This is a genomic window from Sagittula sp. S175 (genome assembly GCF_049800975.1).
Taxonomy (GTDB): Bacteria; Pseudomonadota; Alphaproteobacteria; order Rhodobacterales; family Rhodobacteraceae; genus Sagittula.
On sequence record NZ_JBNAGB010000001.1, the window covers coordinates 592,349 to 618,781 of the forward strand.

Consider the following 26,433-nt stretch of genomic DNA (forward strand, 5'->3'; position numbering starts at 1 on the left):
GTTCATTCGCCCGCGACTGAGCCGAACTGCCGCGCGACACGTAAGACCATACGAACAGACAAACCCCGCCGACCGGAACACCGGCCGGTGCTGGACACACGGGAACACCGGGAATGCGAATAGTTTCGATCATCACCGCCATCATCGTGGCCGCCGTGCTTTATGCCCTGGTGATGGAGCGCGACGCGCTCATGGCCTTCAGCGGGCAGGACCCGGCTCCCGAGACCCCGGCGACAGATACCGAAACCGAAACCGCACAAACGACCCCCGACGGCGCCGTCCGTGTCATGGCCCGTCGCTCCACCGCCCAGCCTGTCGACAGCGCCGTCGTCCTGCGCGGCGAGACCCAGGCCGTCCGCCAAGTCGAAGTCCGCGCCGAAACTTCCGGCAAGGTCATCTCGGAACCGCTGCGCAAGGGCGCGCAGGTCACCGCCGGGCAACTGCTCTGTGAACTCGACCCCGGCACCCGCGCCGTATCCAAGCGCGAGGCCGAGGCCCGCCTCGCCTCCGCCAAGGCCCTCCTTCCGGAATCCCGCGCCCGCCTCGCCGAAGCAAAGGCACAGGTCCCCGCCGCTGAGGCCCGCATCCTCGAGGCCCAGGCCAACGTCCCCGCCGCCGAGGCCACCCTCGCCCAGGCCCGCGCCCGCGTGCCGGAGGTCGAGGCCGCCCTCGAAGAAGCCCGCGCCCGCCTGCCGGAATCCGAGGCCCGCGTGACCGAGGCCGCCGCCCGCGTGCGCGAGGCCGAAATCAACCTCACCGCCGCGCAGTCCCTTGCCCGCGACGGCTTTGCCGCCCAGACCCGCCTCGCCGGGGCCGAGGCGGCCTTTGAATCCGCCAAGGCGCAGGTGCAGACCGCCCAGACCGGCCTGAAAAGCGCCGCCGCCGGGATCGAAGCCGCGAAATCCGCCGTCGAAGGCGCACGCGCAGGCGTACAAAGCGCCCTCTCCGGCGTCGAAGGCGCCAAGGCCGCCGTGGCCTCCGCCAAATCGCAACTCGAAAGCGCGCAGGCGGGCGTGCAGGCCGCCATGACCGGCGAGGAAAGCGCGCTCTCCTCGATCCAGTCCGCCGAGGCCGCCGTGGCCGCCGCCGAGCGGGAGATCGAAAACCTCTCCATCACCGCCCCCTTCGGCGGCCTCTTGGAAACCGACACCGCCGAACTGGGCGCGCTGATGCAGCCAGGATCGGCCTGCGCCACCGTGATCCAGCTCGACCCGGTCAAGATCGTGGCCTACGTGCCGGAAACCTCCGTGGGGCGCATCGACCTTGGCGCCCGCGCCGGAGCGCGCCTCGTGGATGGCCGCGAAATCGTGGGCACCGTCGCCTTTATCTCGCGCTCCGCCGACCCGGCCACCCGCACCTTCCGCGTCGAACTCGAAGTCGCCAACCCCGACCTCGCGATCCGCGACGGCCAGACCGCCGATATCGCGATCGAGGCCGACGGCGCACGCGGCCATCTGATCCCGCAATCCGCCCTCACCCTCGATGACGAGGGCGAGTTGGGCGTGCGCACCATCGCCACGGACGGCACCGCGCTGTTCGTCCCCGTCTCGGTCCTGCGCGACACCCGGCAGGGCGTCTGGGTCGCGGGCCTGCCGGAATCCGCCGATATCATCATCCTTGGCCAGGAATACGTCACCGACGGCGTGCCGGTCCTGCCCAGCTTCGAGGAGGTCATTCAATGACCGGAATCATCGACTGGGCCGCACAGCGCGCCCGGATGGTCATCGCCTTCATTTTCCTGTCGCTGGTCGCCGGGGGCTGGGCCTATGCCACGCTCCCCAAGGAAGGCGAACCGGATATCGAAATCCCGGCGCTTTTCGTCTCGGTCCCCTTCCCCGGCATCTCTGCCGCCGACGCCGAAAAGCTTCTCGTCAAACCGATGGAGACAGAGCTTTCCGACCTCGACGGGCTGAAAAAGATGTCCGGCACCGCCGCCGAAGGCTATGCCGGTGTCGCGCTTGAATTCGAATTCGGCTGGAACAAGACAGAGATCATCGCCGACGTCCGCGACGCCATGAACACGGTCGAGGGCAAATTCCCCAGCGGGGCCGAGAAATACTCGATCAACGAGATCAACTTCTCGGAATTCCCCATCCTCATCGTCAACCTCACCGGCCCGGTGCCGGAGCGCACCATGGCAAAGATCGCCAAGGATTTGCAGGACCGGGTGGAAACGCTCGATTCCGTGCTCGAGGCCGGGATCGCGGGCAACCGCGACGAGATGGTCGAGGTGGTCATCGATCCGCTGCGTCTGGAAAGTTATAACGTCACCGCCGGTGAGCTGATCCAGATCGTCCAGAACAACAACCAGCTGATCGCCGCGGGCGAGATCGAAACCGATCAGGGCACCTTTGCGGTCAAAATTCCGGCCTCCTTCGAGGAAAGCCAGGATATCTATAATCTCCCCATCAAGACCAACGGCCAGCGCACCGTGACGCTGGGCGAACTGGCCGACATCCGCCTGACCTTCGAGGACCGTCTCGGCACCGCGCGTTTCAACGGTGAAACGACCGTTGCCCTGCAAGTGGTCAAGCGCAAGGGCTTCAATATCATCGACACCGCCAACGAGGTGCGCGCGGTGATCGCCGAGGCCGAGGCCAACTGGCCCCCCGAATTGCAGGCCATCCTCGATATCGGTGCCTCCAACGACCAGTCGCGGCAGGTGGCCTCCATGGTCTCGCAGCTCGAAGGCTCCGTGCTGACCGCCATCGCGCTGGTGATGATCGTGGTCCTCGCCTCGCTGGGCCTGCGCCCCGCGCTGCTGGTGGGCTTTGCCATCCCGACCTCCTTCCTGTTGTGCTTCCTGCTGCTGGCGCTGATGGGCGTGTCGGTCTCCAACATCGTCATGTTCGGCCTGATCCTCGCCGTGGGGATGCTAGTGGACGGGGCCATCGTGGTGGTGGAATACGCCGACAAGCGTATCGACGAAGGCTCCGGCCCGATGCACGCCTATGTCGAGGCCGCGCACCGCATGTTCTGGCCGGTGGTGTCGTCCACGGCGACGACGCTTTGCGCCTTCCTGCCGATGCTGTTCTGGCCCGGCGTGGCGGGGCAGTTCATGGGCATGTTGCCGGTGACGCTGATCTTTGTCCTCTCCGCCTCGCTGGTGGTGGCGCTGATCTACCTGCCGGTCATGGGCGGCGTCTCGGGCCGCTGGTCGCGGCAGGTCCACCGCATGGGTCAGGGCCTGCGACGTGCCGCCCCCTGGTGGCTGCGCGTGGCGCTGGTCCCCGTGGCGCTGATCGGTCTTTATACCGGCGCCATGATGGTGCTGAACCCCGCCTACCTCGGCCCGACCGACGCCACCGGGTTCGGAGCGCGTTTCCCGGGCGTCGTGGTCTTCATGCTGTTCTCAGTCATGGCCTCGGTCGTGCTGGACGCCGCCGCCCCCGTGCGCAAGCCCAAGCGGATCAACGGCAGCTACCGCCGCACCGCCTTTGGCCATGTGATCCACTTCATCGCGGGCAACCCGATCATGCCGCTGCTGACCGCCGCGTCCGTCGTGGGCTTCGTCGGGTTCAGCTTCGTCTACTACGGGCAGAACAACAACGGCGTGAACTTCTTCGTGGATTCCGAGCCCGAACAGGCCATCGTCTACGTCCGCGCCCGCGGCAACCTCTCGCTCGCCGAGAAGGACGCCATCGTCAAACGCGCCGAGGACATCGTCCTCGCCCACCCCGGCATCCTCAACGCCTTCTCCTTCGCGGGCGACGGCGGGTTGAACAACAACACCGGCGGCGCCGAGGCCCCCAAGGACACCATCGGCCAGGTCCAGCTGGAAACCATTCCGTGGGAGGACCGCGCCGCCTACGCCGCCTCGCATGCGCAGGACGTGACGCTGGCCGACCTCGACGGCGACGTCATCATCGCCCGCCTGACCCGCCAGCTGGAACAGATCCCCGGCATTGAGGTCGAGATCCTCGCCCAAGCGCGCGGCCCGGCCTCGGGCAAGCCCGTCCACCTCCGCCTCAAGGGCGACAACTGGGACGACCTCCTCGCCGCCACGACACTGGCGCGCGAGAAATATGACGCCACCCCCGGCCTCACCCTGATCGAGGACACCCGCCCCCTGCCCGGCATCGACTGGCAGATCGACGTGGACGTGGAAAAGGCCGGCCTCTACGGTGCCGACGTCGCCACTGTGGGAGCCATGGTCCAGCTCGTGACCCGTGGCATCCTGCTCGACACCATGCGCGTCGATAGCTCCGACGAGGAAATCGAGATCCGCGTCCGCCTGCCCGAACAGGACCGCGTCCTGTCCACCCTCGACACGCTCAAGGTGCGCACCGCCGACGGCCTCGTGCCACTGTCCAACTTCATCACCCGCACCCCCGTCGAAAAGCTGGCCGAGATCAACCGCATCGACCAGAAACGCTACTTCGACGTAAAGGCCGACGTGGCCGACGGGCTGGTCAAATTCACCGACAAGGACGGCACCACCCTCGCCCTCGGCACCACGGAACAGACCGGCGACCAAGTCCCCTTCACCTTGGGCGACAAGACCTACCACGTCTCCGCCACCGACCTCGAAACGCTCGAAAGCACCACCCCCACCGCCCAGCCGGTCACCGCCAACGAGCGCATCGCCACGCTGACAGACTGGCTGGAAACCTCCCCTCTCCCAACCGGCATCGACTACGAATGGACCGGCGATCAGGAGGACCAGGAGGAATCCGGCGCCTTCCTGCAATCGGCCTTCACCGGCGCGCTCGGGCTGATGTTCATCATCCTGCTGGCGCAGTTCAACTCCTTCTACAACTCGGTGCTAGTGCTGCTCGCCGTCATCATGTCCGTCGCGGGCGTGCTCTGGGGCATGATTATCATGGGGCAGTTCTTCTCGATCATCATGACCGGCGTCGGCATCGTCGCGCTTGCGGGCATCGTGGTGAACAACAATATCGTGCTGATCGACACCTACCAGGAATACGAACGCTACATGCCCCGGCTCGAGGCCATCGTGCGCACCGCCGAGGACCGCATCCGCCCGGTGCTGCTGACCACCATCACCACCATCGCGGGCCTGACGCCGATGATGTTCGGCCTCTCGCTCGACTTCTTCGGCGGCGGCTATTCCATCGACAGCCCCACGGCGCTGTGGTGGAAGAACCTCGCCACGGCGGTGGTCTTCGGCCTTGCGACGGCAACCATCCTGACGCTGGTGTTCACCCCCTCGATGCTGGCCATTCGCATCTGGGCCTCGACCTACGCCAAGTGGATCGCCACGCAACTCGCCCGCCTGTCCTTTGGCCGCGGCTCGCGCATCGCCCGCGACTGGGCGCTGGCCCGCGAGGCCAAGCGGATCAGGGCCCCGGAGATCCAGTGGGAAGACCTCGACGGCGCCGCCCCTCGGACGGCCCCCCAGACCTTCCCCGAAGACCCCGGCCTGCGCGCAGCAGAGTGACCACGACGGTAACCATCGCGCGCAGCCATTATTGATTTGTTAGGAAAACGCGCCTATCTTTGATGCACGATATGTGGAGCGTTCATTCTACACTCCTTTCTAATGAGGCCCGGGATGTGCCAGCATCCCGGGCCGACCTATGTCAGGCCAATGCGATCATCACGAGGATCGTGAGAACCGTCAGGCTGACAGTCAGCCAACGATAAGTGTGCTCATTCATTCTACCTCCTTTCTACCTCCTTTCTACGCCGAAATGTCGGCGCAAGGCGGAGGCCAAGCGCGCGAAACTACAAAGTGGTTAATCGGCTCTTGAATCGCACCAGGCTCATTTACCTCTCCCCTCCTTCCGACAGCGCTCGGAACAGAACCTAACCGCCTCCCAGTCCCGCGCCCATTTCTTGCGCCAGGCAAAGGGCTTGCCGCAGCAGGCACACAGCTTCTGCGGCAGATCGGCCTTCTTGACACCGCGCGGCATGGCGTCCCTCCCAAGGCATCCACACATGACAAAAGGCGCGCCCCATCTGGACGCGCCTTGGCACTACGAACCGTCAAACGTGGCAGATCACTCCGACGCGCCAGCGGCCTCCGGTGCGCCCGGGTTCACGATCCCCGACACCGGGTCCTGCGTGACAGCCGGGTCGGCCTCTTCCGTGGTGCTCATGGTCGCTGCCGGGGCCACATCGGCCTCGCCCGGCTCATTTCCGGTGACCATCAGGTAGCCGCCAAGGAAGGCGATCAGCAGCACGCCGAACCCCACGGCCAGCGCCATGCCACTCAGCGGTGCCTTGTGCTGGCGTTCTTGAACCTTGATGTTGGTGTCGGGTGCGGACATGGGACATTCCTCGCTGAACTGTTGTAAACATCGGGGCGTTCTGGTTGCCGCCCCCCTCTTGCAGGCCTAACACTTGAACCGACGCCCCGGTTCCATCAGGTTCCTCGCAGGGCCAAGGCAACAGGAGCATAGATCATGAAGGACCAGGCACCGCAGGCCACGCCGCAGACCGTCTACCTCAAGGATTACACCCCCTTCGGCTGGACCGTCGAAGACGTGCACCTGACCTTCCGATTGGCGCCAGAGGCCACGCGCGTCCTGGCCAGCATCCACTTCGCACCGAACCCGGCAGCGCCTGCGCAGGATTTCTTTCTGCATGGCGAGGAGCTGACCCTTATCCGCGCGGCAATCGACGGAGTCGAGGTCGCGCCGCAGATGGTCGACGGCGGGTTGAAGGTGGCCGTGCCCGCAGGCCCGTTCCTCTGGGAATGCGAGGTCGAAATCGCCCCGGTGCGCAACACCGCGCTTGAGGGTCTTTACATGTCCAACGGCATGTATTGCACACAATGCGAGGCGGAAGGTTTTCGCAAGATTACTTACTACCCCGACCGCCCCGACGTGATGTCGGTCTTCACCGTCCGCATCGAGGGGGCCGAGCCTGTGAAGCTGTCGAATGGCAATCCCGGTGCCTCCGGCGAGGGTTTCGCGGAATGGCACGACCCCTGGCCCAAGCCCGCCTATCTCTTTGCCCTTGTGGCCGGGGAGCTGGTGAATTTTCCGGGAAAATTCGTGACCCGCTCGGGGCGCGATGTGGACCTGAACATCTGGGTGCGTCCCGGCGACGAGGGCAAATGCTCCTTCGGCATGCAGGCGTTGAAGGATTCCATGAAGTGGGACGAGGACGTTTACGGGCGTGAATACGATCTTGACGTCTTCAACATCGTGGCCGTCGATGATTTCAATATGGGCGCGATGGAGAACAAGGGTCTGAACATCTTCAATTCCTCCTGCGTTCTGGCCTCCCGGGAAACGTCGACCGACGCGAATTTCGAGCGCATCGAGGCGATCATCGCCCATGAATATTTCCACAACTGGACCGGCAACCGCATCACCTGCCGCGACTGGTTCCAGCTGTGTCTCAAGGAAGGCCTGACCGTCTACCGCGACAGCCAGTTCACCTCCGACCTGCGCTCTGCCCCGGTGAAGCGGATCTCGGACGTCATCGACCTGCGCGCCCGCCAGTTCCCCGAGGATCAGGGCCCCCTGTCGCACCCGGTGCGGCCCGAAAGCTTCCAGGAGATCAACAACTTCTACACCGCAACGGTGTATGAAAAGGGCGCCGAGGTCATCGGCATGCTGAAACTTCTGGTTGGGGACGAGGCCTATTACAAGGCGCTGGACCTCTATTTCGACCGCCACGACGGCGATGCCGCCACCATTGAGGACTGGCTGAAGGTCTTCGAGGATGCCACCGGCCGCGACCTGTCGCAGTTCAAGCTGTGGTATTCCCAGTCCGGCACCCCGCGCGTCAAGGTTTCCGAAACCTTCGTTAACGGCACCTATTCCCTGACCTTCACCCAGCATTCCCCGGACACCCCCAACCAGTCCGGCAAGGCCCCCCAGGTGATCCCCATCGCGGTCGGCCTGCTGAATCCGAACGGGGACGAGGTGCTGCCGACCACCGTTCTGGAACTGGACCAAGCGGAGCAGACCTTCGAGTTCGGAGGTTTCGCCGCGAAACCGACGTCGTCTATCCTGCGCGGTTTCTCGGCCCCCGTGGTGCTGGAGCGGGACACCTCCCCGCAGGAAAAGGCCTTTCTTCTGGCCCATGACACCGACAGTTTCAACCGTTGGGAGGCCAATCGCGACCTCGCCCGCGAGTGTCTCGTGTCGATGATCCTCGACGGCACGGGCCCCGACACTGCCTGGCTCGACGGGCTGGAAGCGGTGTTGCGTGACGAAACCCTCGATCCCGCCTATCGTGCCCTGATGATGGGCGGCCCCGGAGCCGCCGAACTGGCACAAATCCTGCACGAGCGCGGCCACACCCCCGACCCAGAGGCCATCTACGATGCGGGCGAAAGCCTTGCCCAGTTCAAGGCCGAGCGTTGGGTCGATCTCTTGCCTCGCCTCGCCGCCGAGGCACAAGTCACCGAAGCCTACGCACCAAACGCTGAACAATCCGGCAAGCGGGCCCTCGGTGGGGCCGTCTTGTCTTTGCTGAGCAGGCTGGACGGCGGAGCAGCGGCAAAGGCCCAATACGACGCCGCCGACAACATGACGCTTCAGCTTTCCGCGCTTGTTCAATTGGTCAAGGCTGGCAAAGGCGACGCCGTTCTGGCCGCCTTCTACGACCAATGGCGACACGATCGGTTGGTCATGGACAAGTGGTTCGGCCTGCAAATCAGCGCCCTGCCCCCGGCCGAGGCGGTAGAACGTGCCGACGCTCTGACCCGCCACGCCGATTTCACCATGACCAACCCGAACCGCTTTCGCGCCACGTTGGGGGCGCTGTCGGGATACCACGCGGCCTTCCACCGCAAGGACGGCGCGGGCTACAGGCTGTTGACCGACAAACTGATCGCGCTGGATGACCTGAACCCGCAGACCACGGCACGGATGTGCTCTGTTTTCCAGACGTGGAAACGCTACGACGCAGCGCGTCAGGCTCTGGTGCGGGAACAACTTGAGCGGATCAAGGCCAAGCCAAAGCTGAGCCGAGACACGGATGAGATGGTGTCGCGTATCCTTGGCGTCTGACTCACGGGCGCATGTCGGATCGTCGTGACGCTAAGCTTCTGACGCGGCCATGAGCGGCCTGACAAGGCGGGATTTCAGTGACTTGCAGGATGCTCGCTGGACAGGATAGGCTGGCGAGGCATTCGCCTTGGAGTTTTGTCATGCCGTTTCTGATTGCCGCACTTGGGGTTCTTGCCGCTGTTTATTTCTTTATCATGCGCGCGCGGAACGCCGCACATCTCACCACCGAACTGATGGATGTCGCCAACGATGTCCGACTGGCCGCGAGGCGGTTCGGATTCGTCCGCCGTGGGGCTGAACATCCCGCAGAATCGATCGACGATCCCAACATCGCGTTGGCGGCGCTGGGAACCGCCTTTCTGGAACTGGACGACCTGCCATCGAAAGAGCAGCGCATCGCCTTGACCGGCGCCTTGGCGCGAGCCGGTCGGGTCAATACAGGCGACGCTGAAGAGTTGCTGATCCTGGGACGCTGGATCATGAACGAATGCGGCGGCCCGGCCCAAGCTGTTCCCCGATTGGGCAAAAAACTATACAAGATGCAGGGCGCGGAGGGTTTCCAACCCTTGATGGACATCGTGCAGGGCGTGGCCAATGCTGGCTCCGGAGACCTGTCGGCCAAACAGCGCGAAGCGCTGGACGACCTCACGCGTGCCTTCAGGTTGTCGTAGAAGGGGGTCGGAATGAGTGGATTGCTCATCATAACCGGGGCGTCGGCTGGTATCGGATCGGCAACCGCCCGCATGGCTGCATTTTCGGGCTGGTCGCGCATTGTCGTGCATTACGGGCAGGACAAGGATGGCGCCGAGCAAACCGCATCGGTTGTCGAGAGCATGGGGGCACAAGCCTACGTCTTTCAGGCAGACGTATCCAAACCCAAGGCCGTGGGGCGCATGTTCGACAAGCTGGCCGAACTGAAGCCCGGGCGGATCGGTCTTGTGAACAACGCAGGCATGGTGATGTCAAATGCCTCGATCATGGATCTGACACCAGAGCGGGTGGAAAAGCTTTTCCAGGTCAACGTGATGGGCGCGATTGAGGTGGCGCGGCGGACGGTCGGTCTGATGCGGAGTTGGGGCAAGGGCGGCGCCATCGTCAATGTCTCCAGCGCGGCGGCGCGGCTGGGATCGGCCAATATGTACATCGATTATGCCGCGAGCAAAGGTGCCATCGACACCTTCACGCTAGGGCTGGCGGATGAATTGGCACCAGAGGGGATACGGGTCAACGCGATCCGTCCCGGCTTGATCGAAACCGGCATTCACGCAAAGGGCGGCGACCCTGACCGTCTGGAGCGCATCGGGCGCACGCCTCCTCTGGGACGTCCCGGCACTGCCGACGAGATTGCAGAATCGATCCTCTGGCTTCTGTCGGAACGCGCGTCTTATGTCACGCGCAGCATCCTCGACGTGACGGGCGGACGTTAACCTTTACGAACGGTTTATATCCCAGCGGTGCTGCGCCGGACATTGCCGATTTGCATTGCCGTCATAGTTAGCAGATGATGAAAACTAGACAGGGGGGAGACCCTCTGTCATGGAGCCTTTACGTAAAAGTGATCTGGGCTGACCCATGAAAGACCGCATCGATCCGCTGATTGAGGAACGCGCCCCCTGGTTTCTGAGGGACAACCTTGCCGTCAACGCCGCCAAGGCGGTGCTGGAACGCGTGTTACAGTATCCGCTGACGCTGGAAGTGGCCCGCGAACTCGAACATCTGAGTGCGCAGGACGGGTTCCGGCGGCTGGGTCAGATGATCTACCGCGATGTCGAGGTCTCGGGCCTGCACAATATTCCCCGGCATGGTCCGGCGCTGATCGTGTCGAACCACCCGACAGGGCTGGCGGATGGCGTGATGCTGTACAATGCGCTGGCGGATATTCGGCCCGACACCTATTTCTTTGCCAACAAGGACGTCGTGCGGGTTCTGCCGCAGTTGGATGACATCATCTGTCCGGTGGAGTGGCGACAGGAGAAACGGTCGCACGCCAAGACCAAGGAAACCATGGCCTACTGCCGGCAAGCGGTGGAAGATGGGCGTCTTGGCGTCATCTTTCCCTCGGGACGGCTGGCGAAGCGGCGCGGTCTTTCGCTGCACGAGCGGCCTTGGATGGCCTCGGCCGCGATGATCGCGCGAAAGCTGGAATTGCCGGTGATCCCGGTGAACATCCGGGCGCGGAACTCCGTGATGTTCTATCTTTTCGACATCCTTCACCCGACTCTGCGCGACATTTCTCTGTTCCACGAGACACTGAACAAGGCCCGGCAGCCGTTCCGCATCACCATTGGCGAGCCGATTTCGCCTTCTGCCCTTCCCGCCAAATCGGAAGAGGGCATCGACATGCTGCGACGGGCAACGCTGGCTTTGGGTGGTCCCAAAGCACCGGCGGTATCCCTTGTCGATGCGACGCGGCGACCGAGTTGGCGCAAGGTGTAACCGCTCTCGAACGCTTGAGGAAAAGGCCCCGCGCGGGGCCTTTTTTGTGGCGTCAGCTTTCTGACTGGGTGCTGATGACCGGCATTTCCATTGCCTCCTGCTGCGGCGCTCCCAGAGCGCCCGGCAGCAGGCGATCAGCCTGCGCGCGGGCAATGACGGTCTGTGTCCGCGCTTGCGGACGCACCTCTGCAAAAGCGGCCATCTCTCGGTGATGTTGCTCGACGGCAAAGCTCGCCATCAAGTCATGAGAACGGGCTTTAGGCTTGAGCGAACGGGCGATACCTTGGCAGTAGCCTTGGGATCGCGTCCATTCCATCATGTCCTGCCGCTTCCGAGAAGAGTGGAAAGGCCCCCAGTCGGCTGCCACGCCCCGCATTCCGGCGCTGACAACCTGGTCCCGCGCAACGGTTCGTGACATGATTCGGAATGCACATGACAGATTGTCTTCGGGGTCCTTCAATGCGTCGCCCGAGCGCGCCTTGCACCCGTAGCTGCGCGCAGTGCCAGGCAGGATCTGTGTCAGGCCGTACCACAGACCACCCCCGCCGACCGCCGTCGGACGGTGCGTGCTTTCGTGCCAGGCGAGCGAAGACACCAGCCCGACCCAGAACGCCTCGCGCTGTTCACGCGATGCCGTAGGGTAAGCCGGGCAATAATTTGCTATATCCTTCGGTACGATATCTGGTAGATTGTTGGCATGGGTGCGCAGGGCCTTGAGGCTGGCCATCGTCCAGCTCTTTCGGCCGGGCTTTGCATCCCAGCGGGCTTCGGGCACCGCAAGGCGGCGGGTGGCGGGGCGCAACGAGACAAGGACCGCCTGGTCCGAGATGACTTCAGGCGATGCGGGCTCGGCAGGTACGGACAGCGGATTGGCATCCGCTGGCGTCCAGACCGACAATGTCCCGATGAGCGTGATAAGGGCAGCAGCACGCAACATGACCTGTGCAAGCTGCATAGAATCCCCTCCGTTGGCAAGCCTGCGGTGCATCCACGGTTGACCGAGTTCTAGCAAATTACGGCAAAGATACGCCGATCCGGGCGATTTACTGCCCAATTCGAACCATCTGCGCCCATCTCCCGTCCTCTTCCTGCCTGAGAAAGACCGAAGACAAGCCCGGGCTTGTTCCCCTTCGCGCCCAGTTTTGGCCCAGAAGCGACGGCACCCTGTCCCCTCGTACGTATAAAGAGTGTCTCGTCCCCAGATGCCCCGTGGAATAGCAATGCGCCTGATCCGGTCTCAAAACACACAGTCCGAGCAAACGCCGCGCCTGTCCGTGGTGGGCAATGACGCGTATGACGGTCCGCAGGCGCAGTCGCCGGTGGAGTCCAACGGCGCGGGATCCGTGCACTCCCCCGTCCCGCCACTGAGGCCACGGGTCGAAATCCCCGTGCGCGACCCCTCCCCCGATGCCGAAGAATGCGCGCGCTACACGGCCCGTGGCCGGTTCCTTGCCCGGCAGGAAGCCTGGGATGAACTGGCCGAGGAAATGCAAGCGGCCGAGTCGCAAGGCCAGCTGACAACTGGCCTGTACCCCGTGGCGGGATGCCTGGCCCAAGGCGCGCGCGCCGACGCAGTCGAAGCAGCCTGTGCCGCAGGCGCCCGGGGCGAACCGCGCGCCGTACAGGCTGTGCTCGCCGCCTTCGAGACCAGCCTCGAGGACGAAGACGCCGTCCACCGCCCTGCCCTGACCTATATCACCGCAATGGCGCATGTGGACATGGCGCACGCCTGGCGCGGGGCTTCGGCCACGTCGAAGCTGTCGCAACAGCGTCGCGCCGCTTACGCCCACCACATGAAGACGGCGCAGGCGATGGCCGATCTGTTCGATCCCTTTGAAACCGGCTCGCCGCTCTGGGCCGCGCTGCGCTGCGCCGTGCTGGAGGCCGATACCCAGCCCGCCGCCCGCCTCGCCGACGATTACGAGGACCTGATCGAACTGGCCCCCTGCGTCCCCGCCACCATGAAGGCGCTTGGCGACGCCGCCCGCCCCCACCGGTTCGGCACCTGGGAAGTGCTGGACAACGAGGCGCGCCGCGTCGCCATGCAAACCCGGGACATATGGGGCGTCGGCGGCTATGCCTGGGTCTACATGGGCGCACTGGAACGCGACCTTGGTGCGTTCCGCAGGCTCGACGCGGAACTGTTCAGCGAGGGGCTGCACGATATTCTCGATCGCTTTCCGACGCAGGACATGGCCAACCGCCTTGCGGCTTTCACCGGTGTGACGGTCGGCGGCCCCTGCGATCCCGGCAGCGCGCGGCGGCGCGTGGCCGATGCCTTTGGCTGGATCACGCAGGATCACCTGCGCGAACTGCACCCCGCCATCTGGGCGCATGCCCCGACACCAGGCCGGGCCGTCAACAATGCGACAAGCGACGACATCCTGAAACGCGGCCGCATCCGCGCCAATTCGAGCTTGGCGGAATATTACGCCCCCGCGCTGGAGGCCGGGCGCCGCCTGGTGTTCACCGCCGATGGCGTCAGGATGCTGAAGGAATAGACCCTTTCGGGCTTCTTCTTGGTAAAATTACTCAAAACCCCGCAGATGCCCCCGCAGGGGCACCGCAGGCAAACAGCGCGACCGCAAGGGCGCTCAACCTGCCAACAGCCTTGCCCCCGCGCGCCTGCTGAATTATGCGACCTCCTGACCCTTTCTGACGAGGACACATCATGCTGGACCTGACATTCGAGACTCCCAAGCCCAAGGTGATCGCGGGCGCCAAGCACGACTGGGAACTGGTCATCGGCATGGAGGTCCACGCACAGATCGCGACACAGGCGAAACTGTTCTCGGGCGCGTCGACGCGTTTCGGGGCCGAGCCGAACTCCAACGTGTCCTTCGTGGATGCGGCCATGCCGGGGATGCTGCCGGTGATCAACGAATACTGCATCGAGCAGGCTGTGCGCACTGGCCTTGGCCTGAAGGCAGAGATCAACCTGAAATCGGCCTTCGACCGCAAGAATTACTTCTACCCCGACCTGCCGCAGGGCTACCAGATTTCCCAGCTGTATCATCCGCTGGTCGGCGAGGGCGAGATCATCGTCGACATGGAGCCGGGCATCGCGCGTCGCGTACGCGTCGAGCGTATCCACGTCGAACAGGACGCGGGCAAGTCGATCCACGACATGGACCCGCACATGTCCTTCGTCGATCTGAACCGCACCGGTGTGGCGCTGATGGAGATCGTGTCGCGCCCCGACATCCGGGGGCCGGAGGAAGCCGCCGCCTATATCGCCAAGCTGCGCCAGATCCTGCGCTATCTCGGGACCTGCGACGGCAACATGCAGAACGGCAACCTGCGGGCGGACGTGAACGTGTCGATCTGCTTGCCGGGTGCTTATGAGAAGTATCAGGAAACGCAGGACTTTTCGCATCTCGGCACGCGCTGCGAGATCAAGAATATGAACTCGATGCGCTTCATCCAGGCCGCCATCGAGGTCGAAGCGCGGCGCCAGATCGCGATTGTCGAGGCGGGCGGAAAGGTCGATCAGGAGACGCGCCTGTACGATCCGGACAAGAACGAGACGCGGTCGATGCGGTCGAAGGAGGAGGCGCATGATTATCGGTATTTCCCCTGCCCCGACCTGTTGCCGCTGGAGATCGAGCAAGAGTGGGTCGATGATATCGCGGCCAGCCTGCCGGAGCTGCCGGATGCGAAAAAGGCGCGGTTTGTCAATGACTTCGGCCTATCGGACTATGACGCGGGGGTTCTGACCGCCGAGGTGGTGAATGCCGATTATTTCGAAAAGGTTGCCGCGGGGGCTGGCGACGGTAAATTGGCCGCCAACTGGGTCATCAACGAGCTGTTCGGGCGCCTGAAAAAGGACGACAAGGGCATCGAGGACAGCCCGGTCAATCCGGAGCAACTGGCTGGAATCATTCGGCTTATCCGCTCGGACGCCATCAGCGGCAAGATCGCGAAGGACCTGTTCGAGATCGTCTATACCGAAGGCGGCGACCCCGAACAGATCGTCGAGGCGCGCGGGATGAAGCAGGTGACCGACACCGGCGCAATCGAGACGGCGGTGGCCGAAATCATCGCGGCCAACCCGGACCAGGTGGCAAAAGCCCAGCAGAATCCGAAGCTTGCAGGCTGGTTCGTGGGTCAGGTGATGAAGGCCACGGGCGGCAAGGCCAACCCGAAGGCGGTCAACGACATCGTCATGGCGAAGCTGGGTCTCTGACGCCGCAAGGGCCGGGACAGATTGGTTAAGATTGGGGCCCCGGGTGATGACTCGGGGCCTTTTTCCGTATGCAGAAACCATGCGGAAAGCATGCGGAAACCATGCGCATGAACGTTGCGCGAACATTTGGTTAATTTGGCTGGGATGGGGGTTCACGTGTCGTTCATACACATGAATCCAACCGTGCGGGGAGCGCGGTGCCGCGCCCCCCATTGGTGGGTCAGCCGAGCAGGACAAGCGCCAGCTTGACCAGCGCGCCGACCTGCCCCGCCGTTTCGGGGCAGAGGCCGAAGGCCTTGGCCACCCCGGCCAGCGCGGCGATCAGGGCGAGGGTGAACTTCACGCGCGGGGCGCGCAGCGCTTCGTAGAGTTTCTTCATCTGGCGGTTCTCCGATGCTTGAGAACCGGGCCCGGTCTTGGTTAGTGTCGACGGGACCAGATTGGCGTGCGCGGGGCAAAAAGCCCCGTGGGGTAAGATTTGGAAGTGTTGGGAAACGTGGGGAAACCGGATGCCGCATTTCGGCGCGCGCTTTGGTCGGCTGATCTGTCGCAAACGCGAGGAACGCGGGTGGAGCTATGCGCGCATGGCCTCCGAGGTGCTGCCCAATGCTGGGCCGGGCGGCGAGACGCGCAAGGGCGACATCCAGAAACTGGAAGACGGCCAGACAAAGAAACCCACGGCGAAGACGCTGAAATACTTCCGCGATGCCGGGATCGTCACTCAGGACGAAATCGACGCCTGCCGCACCCCGGCGGAAATCGAACTGGCGCGCTATGCGCATCGCCTGCTGACGACGCTGAAGGACGCGGTGGCGCAGTCGCATGTGCCGGAGGCGCTGGCGGAGGCCCTGGCCGAACGCTTTGCCGAGGGGAACCCGGACAGTTTCGACAACGCGCTGAACGAACTGGCCAACGCGCTGCGGGTCGCGGCGGAGCAGCAGGCGCGGGCGGGGTTGCCGTCGAACACCGACGATGCGGTGGATGCGGTGCTGGCGGAGGTGGACCGGCTGAACGCCGAAGGGCAGATCGAGGACGCGGGGGAATATCTGCGGCGCAAGCTGGCAGAGGATGCGGAGGAGATGGCCCGCCGCGAGGCGGCGCATCTGCGGCTAGTGGAAAAGGGTCTGGCGCAGGCGGTGCTGGAACGCGACGTGGACTGGGCGGCGGCGCTGGAACTGGACCGCTGGACCCGCGAGGGCGGCGGGTTCGAGGCGCTGCGGGCGGTGCAGGACGTCTGGTACGAACGCGGGCGGGACAAGGGGTTGGGCTTTGACCTCGAAGTCGCCATCGCCCTCGCCCGCGCCTGCCTGTCCCGCGCGCGGGATGCCGATGAGCGTGGCAAGGCGCAGAACGATCTGGGCATTGCGCTTTGGTCCCTCGGGGCACGGGAGAGCGGCACGACGCGGTTGGAGGAGGCGGTCACCGCCTTTCGCGCGGCGCTGGAGGAATGGACCCGCGACCGCGTGCCGCTGGATTGGGCCATGACGCAGAACAACCTCGGCAATGCGCTGCAAAGCCTCGGGGAACGGCAGAGCGGCACCTTGCTGTTGCAGGAGGCCGTCACTGCCTATCGCGCGGCGCAAACGGTCCGGACCCGCAACCGCGTGCCGCTGGAGTGGGCCATGACGCAGAACAACCTCGGCACTGCGCTTCAGACCCTTGGGGAGCGGGAGAGCGGCACGGCGCGCTTGGAGGAGTCCGTCACCGCCTATCGCGCGGCGCTGGAGGAATACACCCGCGACCGCGTGCCGCTGGATTGGGCCTCGGTGCAGAACAACCTTGGTACTGCACTTGGGGCCCTCGGGGAACGGGTGAGCGGCACGGAGCGGTTGGAGGAGGCCGTCACCGCCTATCGCGCGGCGCTGGAGGAACGCACCCGCGCGCGCGTGCCGCTGGATTGGGCCGGGACGGTGGAGAATATTGGTCTGGCACAGGAAGCGCTGTTCGAGAAGACCGGCGAGGCGGCGTATCTGGACGATGCGGAGGCCTCGGTGCGGGCGGCGCGGAAGGTCTGGGAGGAGGCTGGAGCCAGCTATTACATCGGGAAGTCAGATTGGATTCTTGCGGACATCTCAAAGCGGCGTGCGGGGTTGCGCGAGTGATGGGGAGGCCCCTCACCCCATGGTTACATCACGATAACCCTACGTAAGGAATCCCTGACTGCCCCCACGTCACGGGGAAATGTTAGGGTGTTGTCACCCCGAGGGTTCGGACCTTTGGTTCGGGTCGCGGGGGAGCCTCAGGATTGGTCGGGGCGCGACGCAAAGGATTGAGAGCGGGGGATTTCATCCGTTACTTCATTCAAACGGGGCGTGGTCCGCAGGGACCCGCCCCTTTTTGCTTGGGCCGGTGCGGGGCCCGATTTCGCTTTTATCTCGCCATGGCCCTGCTACCCTCGTGACATGCGGTATGAATACAAGATCGTGCCCGCCCCGGAGAAGGGCGAGAAGGTGAAGGGGGCGAGTGCGGAGGCGCGCTTTGCCGCTGCGGTCGAGCGTGTGCTCAACGACATGGGCGCGCGCGGGTGGGAGTACCAGCGGACGGATACGCTTCCGGCGACGGAGCGGGCGGGGCTGTCGGGGAGCGAGACGGTCTGGCGCAACTTGTTGGTGTTCCGCAGGCCACACGCGGAGGATGCGAGCGCGTTCCAGCCGAAGTTGCTGGAGGCGCCGGAGGTGAAGGCGGAGGTCAAGGAGGCCCCTGCCCCCGCGCGGCCCCGGCGGGCTCCCGAGGGGCCTGTGGATGCGGCGGAGGTGTCGCTGCGGGCGGCCCTGACCGATCCGTATGACGGGGATGCGCGGTAGGGCGCCGATCGGTGCAAATGCCCGGCGCGGTTTCACGCAGAGTTCATGACTCGCGGATAATTTTTTGCCTCCAGACCTGTTCTTGGGCGTCAGAATGTCTAAAATCTGGCGTCCGAGTCGAGAGAGGTGCGATATGAGCAGAGATGATCCCTTCGGTTTCGACATGTCCGTGAAGTCCGCGAAGAAGAAGAACCCGCGCGGGCGCAGAGGCATGACCGGCGAATCCGAAACCTCGCAGCGGGTCTGCGAGCATGAGGGCTGCGAGGAGCCGGGGAAGTTCCGGGCGCCGAAGGCACCGGATGTGCTGGATGACTTTTACTGGTTCTGCAAGGACCACGTGCGGGAGTACAACGCCAAGTGGTCGTTCTTTGACGGCAAGACCGAGGCGGAGATGAACGCGCAGGCGTCGGCGGACAAGGTGTGGGAGCGTCGGACGAAGGACTGGCGCGACCCGGAGGCGAAGGCCTGGGCGCGGCTGGGGATTGAGGATCCGCACCAGGTGCTGGGCAACAACGCGACGCGGAACCCGGGGCGGCAGAAAGCCGGTGGTGGGCGCAAGTTGCCGCCGACGGAGCGCAAGGCGATCGAGATCCTCGAGGCCAACGATACGATGACCAAGGCGGAAATCCGCAAGGCGTACAAGAAGCTGATCAAGGTGCTGCACCCGGATATGAACGGCGGCGACCGCAGCCAGGAAGACCAGTTGCAGGAGGTCGTCTGGGCTTGGGACCAGATCAAGGATTCGCGCAGCTTCAAGTAAGGCCAGCTGCACGTGACATGGCCCGCCCTGTGTATCACGCAGAGGCGGGCCTTTGTCATTCCGGGCAGGCTAATACGGGAGGCGCATCCGAAACCTTGCTGCCCCTGCCCGCGGGAAACTACTCTTGGTTGTTCATTTTACTGGACAGATGAGTCGACGCGACTTAACGTCAGTTTAGGCCGCATTACGGCGATTAAGTTATCACTCACGGATGCGGGCACCGATGATTGGGTCGGTGTCCGCCGCCGTTTGAGGCATTTGCAATGTGCGGGCTGCGCGCCATCGCCCCGTTGCAGCCCCTTCACGGTCAGTCATGCCGACCGGAACGTCAGAGAGACACCGTTGATGCAGTGGCGTTTGCCCGTAGGGGCCGGGCCATCGTCAAAAATGTGCCCAAGGTGCGAGCCGCAGCGCCGGCAGTGGCACTCGGTACGCACCATGAAGAGCGAGCGGTCGGCTTTGGTTTCCACGGCGTTCGGCAGCGCTTCGTAGAAGGACGGCCAGCCGGTGCCGCTGTCGAACTTCGTCGCGGCGTCGTAGAGCGGCAGGTCGCAGCCCCGGCACAGAAAGGTTCCGGCCCGCTTCTCGTCGTTCAGGGGCGAGGTGAAGGCGCGTTCGGTGCCCTCGCGGCGCATGACCTTGTATTCGAGGTCCGAGAGCATGGCGCGCCATTCGGCGTCGCTGCGCGTGACCTCGAAGGCGGCGGCGGGTGTGGCAAGGGCAGCGGCGCTGCCCAGCAGGAACAGGCGTCTGATCATGGTGTCTCCTCCGATCTTTGGAAACAGGGTGCGCCCCCGAGCAGGGGTTGAACAGCCGGGGGCGCGGAAACGTGAAGACTCGTTACGTATGGGTCCGGGGTGGCGTTTGCGCCCCTCTCACAAGGCGCATCAGTCCGCCCCGGACCGCATGGAGATCACGACTTGGGCAGCAGCACGCGGTCGATGACGTGGATCACGCCGTTGGACTGCATCACGTCGGCGGTGGTGACGGTGGCCTCGCGGCCGTTCTCGTCGGTCAGGGTGATCTTGTCGCCGTCCATCTTGGCCTGAAGGGTGCAGCCGCCCACGGTCGGCACCGGGTGCATGCCGCCGTCATCGGCAATCATGCCAGCGATGGCGTCAGACATGGCATTGGCCGAGACCACGTGGCAGGTCAGGATTTGCGCCAGCTGGGCCTTGTTCTCGTCCATCATCAGCGCCTTGAGGCTATCCTCTGCGATCATGCCGAAGGCCTCGTCGGTGGGAGCAAAGACGGTGAACGGCCCTTCGGAGTTCAGCGTGTCAACGAGGCCTGCCTGCTGCACGGCGGCGACCAGAGTGGTGTGGATCGGCGAGTTCACGGCATTCTCGACGATGGTCTTGTCCGAGAACATGTCGGCGCCGCCGACCTGCGGGTTGGTCATGGCGTGGCTTTCGGCGAATGCTGCGGTGCCGAGGGTCAGTGCGGTGGCGGTGAGTGCGATGAGGGTTTTCATTTTGGGGTCCTTCTCCCTGAGTGGTGTGCCGCGCCTGATCGGCGGCGGTCAGGGAGAACCACGGAGGGAATCGGGCGAAGTTTCAGGACGGCGATCACGGATGCGTGAGGTCGCATCTGGCATGGTCGCGAGGGCGCGGGCGCGGTAGAGAGAAGGCATGACATACGTGCTGCACTACGCCCCCGACAATGCCTCGCTGATCGTCCGGCTGGTGCTGGAGGAACTGGGCCTGCCCTACGAGACGCGGCTGGTGGATCGCCGCGCGCGGGCGCAGGAGGGCGCGGCCTATCGCGCGCTGAACCCGGCGGGGTTGATTCCGGCGCTTGAGACACCCGAAGGCGTGATCTTTGAAACGGGCGCCATCGTGCTGTGGCTGGCGGATCGTGCGGGGCGCATGGCCCCTGCCCCGTCGGACCCGGCGCGGGGCGATTTCCTGAAGCGGCTGTTCTTCACCTCGAACACGTTGCACGCGATGCTGCGGATGACCTTTTATCCCGAGAAATATGTCGGGGAGGATGCGGGCGCGCAGGCAGCGCTGCGGGCGCAACTGGTGGCGCGCGGCGAGGCCATGAGCCTGCCGAATGCGCTGAGCCTGCTGGATCGGGAATTGTCGGGCAGTGAAGGCGTGGACGTGCTGTCCTGTTACCTTGCCTGCCTGTTGCGCTGGTGTGCGCTGTATCCGGCGGGAGACACGGGGTGGTTTGCGCTGTCGGACTACCCCGCCCTGCAGCGCATGGTTGCCTCCCTTGAGGGTCGTCCGGCGGTGCTGCGCGCGGCACGGGCCGAAGGGCTGGGGCCACATCCCTTCACCTTGCCGCAATTTGCGGAACCGCCCGAGGGATCGGCGACCTGAGCCGCATTGCTGCGGCGGTGCAAACTGCGTCCAAATGGTCGGTTCCGTGCGCTCCTTTGGCCGTGCAGGCTGTAGCGTGACGCAAAACACCCAAAGGGGCGCGCGATGTTTCTATCGGTTTTCGACATGTTCAAGGTCGGCGTTGGGCCGTCCTCCTCACATACCATGGGGCCAATGGTGGCCGGGGCCAAGTTCCTCGATCTGCTGCGCGCGGCGCCCTTTCAGGCGCATGGCGTGCGCGCGGCGCTGTATGGCTCGCTGGCGTTTACCGGGGTGGGCCATGCCACCGACCGGGCGACGGTGCTGGGGCTGGCGGGGTTTGTGCCAGCCGATTACGACCACGAGAAGGCCGAGGCGGCGCTGGCGCGCATCCGCGAGGACAAGGTGCTGCGGCCCGAGGGGCTGGGCGAACTGGCGTTTGATCCCGGCGCGGACCTGCGGTTCGATTTCGGCCCCGCCTTGCCGGGGCACGCCAATGGCATGCTGCTGGAGGCGCTGGACGCGCAGGGTGACGTGATCCTGCAGGAGACGTATTATTCGGTGGGCGGCGGTTTCGTGTTGACCGCCGATGAACTGGCGGCGGGCAAGGATACCGATGACGGCCCTGCGGTGCCCTACCCGTTCAAGTCGGCGGCGGAGATGCTGGAGATGGCCAGCATCTCGGGCAAGACCGTGGCGCAGATGAAGCGGGCGAACGAGGTGTCTCGGGGCGGCGCGGCCAGGCTGGACGACGGCATCGCCCGGCTCTGGGAGGTCATGGAAGGCTGCATCAATCGCGGGCTTGAAGGGGATGGGATTTTGCCCGGTGGTCTGGGCGTGAAACGGCGGGCGCGGCGCATCCACGAGCAGTTGCTGGCGGAGCGCGGGCTGAACCAGTCGGCGCCGCATGTGTGCAACGACTGGATGAGCGTCTACGCCATGGCGGTGAACGAGGAGAACGCGGCGGGCGGCCAAGTGGTGACGGCCCCGACGAATGGCGCGGCGGGCGTGGTGCCGGCGGTGATCCGCTACTGGCTGGACCACGTGCCGGGGGCGACGCGGGCGAAGATCCCGGACTTTTTGCTGACGGCGGCAGCGATCGGCGGGCTGGTGAAGTACAACGCCTCGATCTCGGGTGCCGAGGCCGGGTGCCAGGCGGAGGTTGGCAGCGCCTCGGCCATGGCGGCGGCGGGGCTCTGCGCCGTGATGGGCGGCACGCCGGAGCAGGTGGAGAACGCGGCGGAAATCGCGCTGGAGCATCATCTGGGGATGACCTGCGACCCGGTGAAAGGCCTCGTGCAGGTGCCCTGCATCGAGCGTAATGGTTTGGGAGCGATCAAGGCGGTCTCGGCGGCCTCGCTGGCCATTCGCGGCGACGGCACGCATTTCGTACCGCTGGATGCCGCGATCGAGACCATGCGCCAGACCGGCCACGACATGCACGAAAAGTACAAGGAAACCTCGCTGGGCGGGCTGGCGGTGAACGTGCCGAACTGCTGAGGTTTCGCCTTCGCTACGCTCAGGCGACCGGCGCGTGCCTTGCACGCGCCCGGGGGGGGGGGGGGGCGGCGCCCCCCCCCCCCCCCCGCCGGGGAGGCTCTGCCTCCCCGGACCCCTCCGAGGGTATTTGGGTCAAGATGAAGGAAAGAAAGGCGCTCGTTCCTTCATCTTGAAGAAAATACCGCGGAGGTTCGGAGGCAGAGCCTCCGACGGCGCGAGGCGTCAGCCGAGCGCCGGCCGTCTGAGCGAAGCGAAGGCGGAACCCAGTGGGACCACTCAGCCACTGATGCGGCAAAGCATGAACTTGGCGCCCTGCCCCTTCGCCGTCACGAAGCGCGTCTCGCCGTGTTCGCGGTAGCGCAAGGTGTCGCCGGGGGCCAGGTAATGTGCCTCGCCGTCTACCACTGCATGCATGTAGCCTGTCAACATGACGAGGTGGTGTTCCTGGCCCGGGACGTCCGGGGCCTCCTGCACCCAATGCGTGCCCGGCGTGATCTTGCATTCCACGACCTCGCCCGCCAGCGCCGGGGCGGCAGGTGATACGATCCGGCGGGAAAGACCGGTTTCGCCGTCGCGCCAGAGCGGCTGGTCGTCGCGTTTCACCTGTGCGGCAAAGCCGTCTTCCATCATCGACATCAAGCGTGAGAGGGTCATCTCGTGAGCGGCAGCGAGACGGTAGAGGACATCGGCCGAGGGGCTGACCTCGGCGTTTTCGAGGCGCGACAGGGCCGCGCGCGACACCCCGCTGGCCGAGGCCAGCTGGTCCAATGTCCAACCGCGGGCCGCGCGCAGGGCAGACAGCCGCGCGGCCAGGCGAACCGTCAGTTCGCTCTTCATCGTTTATCCCCCCGGGAATCTATCCCGCAAGCGAGACTAGACAGGATTCGCTGGTGAAAGCAACCGCTTCACCCGGAAGGGCGCATGGCGATTCGTCTGATATGGCTGGCGTGGCTGTTGCATCGGAAGCGGTGCGGCCTCGTTCCGGGTGGTGCGATTTTTCTTCGAAAAATCAGGACGCTCCGCAGTCCGAAAGGCGCCATCGAAATTTGCGGTTCACCTGAACGGATGAGGTATGTACCCTTTCGAATGTATAGAAGTGACCATTTTAGGTTCTTGGGGGGACACCATGAATTTCTCGCGCTTTGGCCGCCTTGGCGGGCAGTCCGATTCTGGCTGCGATTCCGACGGAAAATCCGGCGACAAATCCGGCAACAAGGACGTCGAGATCGATGTCTCGGACGCCACGCGCGGGCAGCGGATCAACACGCAGTCCGGCGATGACACGGTCACGAGCTCTGCCTTTGACGACCGCATCCGAACCGGCAAGGGCGACGACAGTGTGGATGCCGGGGACGGTGACGACCGGGTGGAGGCTGGCAAGGGCGATGACACCGTGCTGGGCGGTGCGGGCGATGACCGGATCGACGCGGACAAGGGCGATGATAGTGTCGATGGCGGTGACGGCGACGACTGCATCGACGGCGGCCAGGGCAACGATACCCTGTTGGGGGGCGCGGGCGACGATGGGATCGAGGCGGGTTCGGGCGATGACGTCGTGGACGGCGGCGCAGGCGACGACCGGATCGACGCGGACAGCGGCAACGACCTTGTGACGGGGGGCGCGGGTGACGATGAGATCGACCTTGGCTGTGGCGACGACACAGCGCAGGGGGGCGCGGGGGATGACACGATCTCGGGCGGGTCCGGTTTCGACACGGTGATCTACGCGGGATCGATCCTGGATTTCGAGATCTGCTTTACCGGCAGCTGTGCCGACAGCTGCGGGCGGGACGACGACCGGGGCCATCACCACGGCCATGCCGGAAGCAAGAAGGACAAGAAGCGTGGCCATGAGGATCCGGGCCACGAGGGCCACGGGCGCGGCCACGAAGAGCATGGGCGCGGGCATGGCTATGGCCACAACGGCGGGTATTTCCATTGCGGCTGGGGCGACCGGCTGACCGTCACTGATCTGACCGGGGCCGAAGGGACGGACAGTCTCGACGGGATCGAGCAGATCGTATTTGGCGATTACGTGCTGCTGCTCGACGGCACGAACAACATTCCCGTTGTCAGTGTCGCGGACCAGACCGTGACCGAGAGCGGCACGGTGGCCTTTGACATGGAGGTCTACGACTTCGACGGCGACGCGGTGGTCGTGGACAGCATCACAGCCTCGGCGGGGCTGGTCAGCTATACTGAGGTGACGGGCAGCGACGATGGCTGCATCCCGGCGGACCGGTACACGCTGGTGTTCGACACCAACGGTGAATTCGAGTGGCTCTCGGTCGGGGAGACGGCGGAGGTGACCGTGACCATCGTTCTGGACGATGGCGAAGGCGGTCTGGTCACGCGCGAGGTCGTGGTGACCGTCACCGGCGAGAACGACGCGCCGACGCTGATGGATGGCGCGATGCTGGCCGAGGAGGATGGCCCGGCGGTGCTGCTGGACCTGACGGCGCTGGGGGATGACATCGACAGCGAGCATGATGGCACGACGCTGGTCTACACGGTGACCGGCGCGCCCTCCGAAGGGTCGGCCAGCGTTGTGGGGACCGATCTGGTCTTTGACCCGCTGGCGGATTTCCAGGACCTCGGGGTTGGCCAGACGCGGGACGTGGTGGTCGAGGTGACGGCGACGGACGCGCAGGGCGCGACGGCGGTGGCCCATGTGACGGTCACGGTCAGCGGGACGAACGATGCGCCGACGGTCTCGGCCACGCCCGCGACCGGTTTTGTCGAGGCGCTGGACGCGCAGAACCAGACGCTGTCCGACACCGGGGTGGTGAGCTTTGACGATATCGACAGCGGCGACCTGATCGCGCTGTCGGTTGCCTCGAACGACGACATGGTCTGGAGCGGCGGGACGCTGAAGGCGTTGCTGGCGGATACGCTGGTGGCGGGATTCTCGCTGGGGGCCACGGGGCCGATGGCACCGGGCAGCGTCCCCTGGACCTATGACGCGACCGCCGTTCTGGATTTCCTGTCCGAGGGCGAGACGGTCACTTGGTCCTACACGATCACGGCGACGGACAGTGCCGGGGCGGTGGCGACGGATGTGGTGCAGTTCACCCTCACCGGCACGAATGACCGTCCGGCCATCACCTCGGCCCCGGTCGAGGTGATCCTGAACGAAGCGGTGGATCCTGCGCCGCTGTTCGCCTCGGGTCAGGTGACATGGGACGATCTGGACCTGAACGACACGCATGTGACCCCGGTCGACATGCCACAACTGACCTTCCGCGATGGCGAAGGTGGCATGGGCCCCTCGCCCTTTGACGCGGCAACCGAGGCGGTGATCATCGACGGGCTGAGCTTTGGCGCGGACGGGTCGTGGTCGCTGGACCTGCCTGCCACGTTGCTGCTGGACCAGCTGGCGCATGGCGAGTCGCTGACGCTGGCCACGCTTTTGCGGGTGGTGGACAGCAGCGGGGCGGCGAACAACACCTCCTTCGACCAGACCTTTCGGATCGTGATCGCCGGGACGAACGATGCGCCGGTGATCTTT

General features: G+C 64.9%; 21 protein-coding genes. 14 read left to right on the forward strand and 7 right to left on the reverse strand.

The features are described 5' to 3' along the window. The first annotated feature begins 113 nt into the window (after nucleotides 1–113). Both ACP16H_RS02975 and ACP16H_RS02980 read left to right on the forward strand, forming a co-directional pair. On the forward strand, nucleotides 114–1,682 hold the full coding sequence (locus ACP16H_RS02975) for an efflux RND transporter periplasmic adaptor subunit (RefSeq protein ID WP_425070746.1): 1,569 nt from the start codon (nucleotides 114–116) through the stop codon (nucleotides 1,680–1,682). Then, complete coding sequence (locus tag ACP16H_RS02980; protein WP_425070747.1) at nucleotides 1,679–5,401, forward strand: efflux RND transporter permease subunit; 3,723 nt, start codon at nucleotides 1,679–1,681, stop codon at nucleotides 5,399–5,401. Before ACP16H_RS02975 ends, ACP16H_RS02980 begins: the two co-directional genes overlap by 4 nt. A gap of 325 nt (nucleotides 5,402–5,726) precedes the next feature. Here the strand turns inward: ACP16H_RS02980 and ACP16H_RS02985 are convergent, their stop codons facing one another. Next, entirely contained in the window at nucleotides 5,727–5,876 is a 150-nt protein-coding gene (locus ACP16H_RS02985; RefSeq protein WP_425070748.1) for a DUF2256 domain-containing protein, read from the reverse strand. 87 nt (nucleotides 5,877–5,963) lie between these two features. Further along, complete coding sequence (locus ACP16H_RS02990) at nucleotides 5,964–6,233, reverse strand: hypothetical protein (RefSeq protein WP_425070749.1); 270 nt, start codon at nucleotides 6,231–6,233, stop codon at nucleotides 5,964–5,966. A 135-nt stretch (nucleotides 6,234–6,368) separates the two neighbouring features. On the opposite strand from ACP16H_RS02990, the gene pepN reads away from it, so the two are divergent. The 4 genes from pepN to ACP16H_RS03010 all read left to right on the forward strand — a co-directional run bounded on the left by pepN (nucleotide 6,369) and on the right by ACP16H_RS03010 (nucleotide 11,369). Continuing rightward, a complete protein-coding gene (pepN, locus tag ACP16H_RS02995; protein WP_425070750.1) occupies nucleotides 6,369–8,933 on the forward strand; it encodes an aminopeptidase N in 2,565 nt (854 codons plus the stop codon). A 140-nt stretch (nucleotides 8,934–9,073) separates the two neighbouring features. Beyond that, nucleotides 9,074–9,604 (forward strand): hypothetical protein, encoded by a 531-nt coding sequence (locus ACP16H_RS03000; RefSeq protein ID WP_425070751.1) that lies wholly within the window; start codon nucleotides 9,074–9,076, stop codon nucleotides 9,602–9,604. 12 nt (nucleotides 9,605–9,616) lie between these two features. Then, nucleotides 9,617–10,360 carry an SDR family oxidoreductase gene (locus ACP16H_RS03005; RefSeq protein WP_425070752.1) on the forward strand — a complete coding sequence of 248 codons (744 nt, stop codon included), beginning with the start codon at nucleotides 9,617–9,619 and terminating at the stop codon, nucleotides 10,358–10,360. A gap of 145 nt (nucleotides 10,361–10,505) precedes the next feature. Continuing rightward, nucleotides 10,506–11,369 (forward strand): lysophospholipid acyltransferase family protein, encoded by an 864-nt coding sequence (locus tag ACP16H_RS03010; RefSeq protein ID WP_425070753.1) that lies wholly within the window; start codon nucleotides 10,506–10,508, stop codon nucleotides 11,367–11,369. Between the two features lie 52 nt (nucleotides 11,370–11,421). On the opposite strand, the gene ACP16H_RS03015 is transcribed toward ACP16H_RS03010, so the two are convergent. Then, on the reverse strand, nucleotides 11,422–12,324 hold the full coding sequence (locus ACP16H_RS03015) for a transglycosylase SLT domain-containing protein (RefSeq protein ID WP_425070754.1): 903 nt from the start codon (nucleotides 12,322–12,324) through the stop codon (nucleotides 11,422–11,424). A gap of 265 nt (nucleotides 12,325–12,589) precedes the next feature. Here ACP16H_RS03015 and ACP16H_RS03020 point away from each other — a divergent pair, with 265 nt between their 5' ends. Next, nucleotides 12,590–13,870 (forward strand): hypothetical protein, encoded by a 1,281-nt coding sequence (locus tag ACP16H_RS03020; RefSeq protein WP_425070755.1) that lies wholly within the window; start codon nucleotides 12,590–12,592, stop codon nucleotides 13,868–13,870. 170 nt (nucleotides 13,871–14,040) lie between these two features. Then, on the forward strand, nucleotides 14,041–15,555 hold the full coding sequence (gene gatB / locus ACP16H_RS03025) for an Asp-tRNA(Asn)/Glu-tRNA(Gln) amidotransferase subunit GatB (protein WP_425070756.1): 1,515 nt from the start codon (nucleotides 14,041–14,043) through the stop codon (nucleotides 15,553–15,555). A 220-nt stretch (nucleotides 15,556–15,775) separates the two neighbouring features. On the opposite strand, the gene ACP16H_RS03030 is transcribed toward gatB, so the two are convergent. Further along, the gene (locus tag ACP16H_RS03030; RefSeq protein ID WP_425070757.1) at nucleotides 15,776–15,934 is read right to left on the reverse strand and encodes a hypothetical protein; all 159 of its coding nucleotides are present in this window, start codon (nucleotides 15,932–15,934) and stop codon (nucleotides 15,776–15,778) included. A 130-nt stretch (nucleotides 15,935–16,064) separates the two neighbouring features. Between ACP16H_RS03030 and ACP16H_RS03035 the strand changes: the two genes are divergently transcribed. The 3 genes from ACP16H_RS03035 (at nucleotide 16,065) to ACP16H_RS03045 (ending at nucleotide 19,119) form a co-directional block, all read left to right on the forward strand. Next, the gene (locus tag ACP16H_RS03035) at nucleotides 16,065–17,657 is read left to right on the forward strand and encodes a hypothetical protein (RefSeq protein ID WP_425070758.1); all 1,593 of its coding nucleotides are present in this window, start codon (nucleotides 16,065–16,067) and stop codon (nucleotides 17,655–17,657) included. A gap of 300 nt (nucleotides 17,658–17,957) precedes the next feature. Beyond that, nucleotides 17,958–18,359: a hypothetical protein gene (locus ACP16H_RS03040; RefSeq protein WP_425070759.1), complete on the forward strand. Its 402-nt coding sequence runs from the start codon at nucleotides 17,958–17,960 to the stop codon at nucleotides 18,357–18,359. A 133-nt stretch (nucleotides 18,360–18,492) separates the two neighbouring features. Then, nucleotides 18,493–19,119, forward strand: a complete 627-nt coding sequence (locus tag ACP16H_RS03045; protein WP_425070760.1) for a J domain-containing protein — start codon at nucleotides 18,493–18,495, stop codon at nucleotides 19,117–19,119. A 311-nt stretch (nucleotides 19,120–19,430) separates the two neighbouring features. Here the strand turns inward: ACP16H_RS03045 and msrB are convergent, their stop codons facing one another. Together msrB and ACP16H_RS03055 are read right to left on the reverse strand one after the other, a co-directional pair. After that, nucleotides 19,431–19,877 (reverse strand): peptide-methionine (R)-S-oxide reductase MsrB, encoded by a 447-nt coding sequence (gene msrB, locus ACP16H_RS03050; RefSeq protein WP_425070761.1) that lies wholly within the window; start codon nucleotides 19,875–19,877, stop codon nucleotides 19,431–19,433. Nucleotides 19,878–20,032: 155 nt separating this feature from the next. After that, nucleotides 20,033–20,593, reverse strand: coding sequence for a fasciclin domain-containing protein (locus tag ACP16H_RS03055; protein ID WP_425070762.1), 561 nt, complete (start codon nucleotides 20,591–20,593; stop codon nucleotides 20,033–20,035). 157 nt (nucleotides 20,594–20,750) lie between these two features. Between ACP16H_RS03055 and ACP16H_RS03060 the strand changes: the two genes are divergently transcribed. Continuing rightward, entirely contained in the window at nucleotides 20,751–21,446 is a 696-nt protein-coding gene (locus ACP16H_RS03060; RefSeq protein ID WP_425070763.1) for a glutathione S-transferase family protein, read from the forward strand. Between the two features lie 105 nt (nucleotides 21,447–21,551). Further along, nucleotides 21,552–22,925 carry an L-serine ammonia-lyase gene (locus tag ACP16H_RS03065; RefSeq protein ID WP_425070764.1) on the forward strand — a complete coding sequence of 458 codons (1,374 nt, stop codon included), beginning with the start codon at nucleotides 21,552–21,554 and terminating at the stop codon, nucleotides 22,923–22,925. 276 nt (nucleotides 22,926–23,201) lie between these two features. Here ACP16H_RS03065 and ACP16H_RS03070 read toward each other — a convergent pair whose 3' ends face one another. Then, nucleotides 23,202–23,762, reverse strand: coding sequence for a helix-turn-helix domain-containing protein (locus ACP16H_RS03070; RefSeq protein ID WP_425070765.1), 561 nt, complete (start codon nucleotides 23,760–23,762; stop codon nucleotides 23,202–23,204). 289 nt (nucleotides 23,763–24,051) lie between these two features. Here ACP16H_RS03070 and ACP16H_RS03075 point away from each other — a divergent pair. Beyond that, the coding region (locus ACP16H_RS03075; protein WP_425070766.1) for a VCBS domain-containing protein at nucleotides 24,052–26,433 on the forward strand (2,382 nt) is incomplete at its 3' end.

Bases quoted from the DNA above. Each gene is read 5' to 3' on its own strand.
- ACP16H_RS02975 (WP_425070746.1), top strand. From the start codon at position 114: ATGCGAATAGTTTCGATCATCACCGCCATCATCGTGGCCGCCGTGCTT.
- ACP16H_RS02980 (WP_425070747.1), top strand. From the start codon at position 1,679: ATGACCGGAATCATCGACTGGGCCGCACAGCGCGCCCGGATGGTCATC.
- ACP16H_RS02985 (WP_425070748.1), bottom strand. From the start codon at position 5,876: ATGCCGCGCGGTGTCAAGAAGGCCGATCTGCCGCAGAAGCTGTGTGCC.
- ACP16H_RS02990 (WP_425070749.1), bottom strand. From the start codon at position 6,233: ATGTCCGCACCCGACACCAACATCAAGGTTCAAGAACGCCAGCACAAG.
- pepN (WP_425070750.1), top strand. From the start codon at position 6,369: ATGAAGGACCAGGCACCGCAGGCCACGCCGCAGACCGTCTACCTCAAG.
- ACP16H_RS03000 (WP_425070751.1), top strand. From the start codon at position 9,074: ATGCCGTTTCTGATTGCCGCACTTGGGGTTCTTGCCGCTGTTTATTTC.
- ACP16H_RS03005 (WP_425070752.1), top strand. From the start codon at position 9,617: ATGAGTGGATTGCTCATCATAACCGGGGCGTCGGCTGGTATCGGATCG.
- ACP16H_RS03010 (WP_425070753.1), top strand. From the start codon at position 10,506: ATGAAAGACCGCATCGATCCGCTGATTGAGGAACGCGCCCCCTGGTTT.
- ACP16H_RS03015 (WP_425070754.1), bottom strand. From the start codon at position 12,324: ATGCAGCTTGCACAGGTCATGTTGCGTGCTGCTGCCCTTATCACGCTC.
- ACP16H_RS03020 (WP_425070755.1), top strand. From the start codon at position 12,590: ATGCGCCTGATCCGGTCTCAAAACACACAGTCCGAGCAAACGCCGCGC.
- gatB (WP_425070756.1), top strand. From the start codon at position 14,041: ATGCTGGACCTGACATTCGAGACTCCCAAGCCCAAGGTGATCGCGGGC.
- ACP16H_RS03030 (WP_425070757.1), bottom strand. From the start codon at position 15,934: ATGAAGAAACTCTACGAAGCGCTGCGCGCCCCGCGCGTGAAGTTCACC.
- ACP16H_RS03035 (WP_425070758.1), top strand. From the start codon at position 16,065: ATGCCGCATTTCGGCGCGCGCTTTGGTCGGCTGATCTGTCGCAAACGC.
- ACP16H_RS03040 (WP_425070759.1), top strand. From the start codon at position 17,958: ATGCGGTATGAATACAAGATCGTGCCCGCCCCGGAGAAGGGCGAGAAG.
- ACP16H_RS03045 (WP_425070760.1), top strand. From the start codon at position 18,493: ATGAGCAGAGATGATCCCTTCGGTTTCGACATGTCCGTGAAGTCCGCG.
- msrB (WP_425070761.1), bottom strand. From the start codon at position 19,877: ATGATCAGACGCCTGTTCCTGCTGGGCAGCGCCGCTGCCCTTGCCACA.
- ACP16H_RS03055 (WP_425070762.1), bottom strand. From the start codon at position 20,593: ATGAAAACCCTCATCGCACTCACCGCCACCGCACTGACCCTCGGCACC.
- ACP16H_RS03060 (WP_425070763.1), top strand. From the start codon at position 20,751: ATGACATACGTGCTGCACTACGCCCCCGACAATGCCTCGCTGATCGTC.
- ACP16H_RS03065 (WP_425070764.1), top strand. From the start codon at position 21,552: ATGTTTCTATCGGTTTTCGACATGTTCAAGGTCGGCGTTGGGCCGTCC.
- ACP16H_RS03070 (WP_425070765.1), bottom strand. From the start codon at position 23,762: ATGAAGAGCGAACTGACGGTTCGCCTGGCCGCGCGGCTGTCTGCCCTG.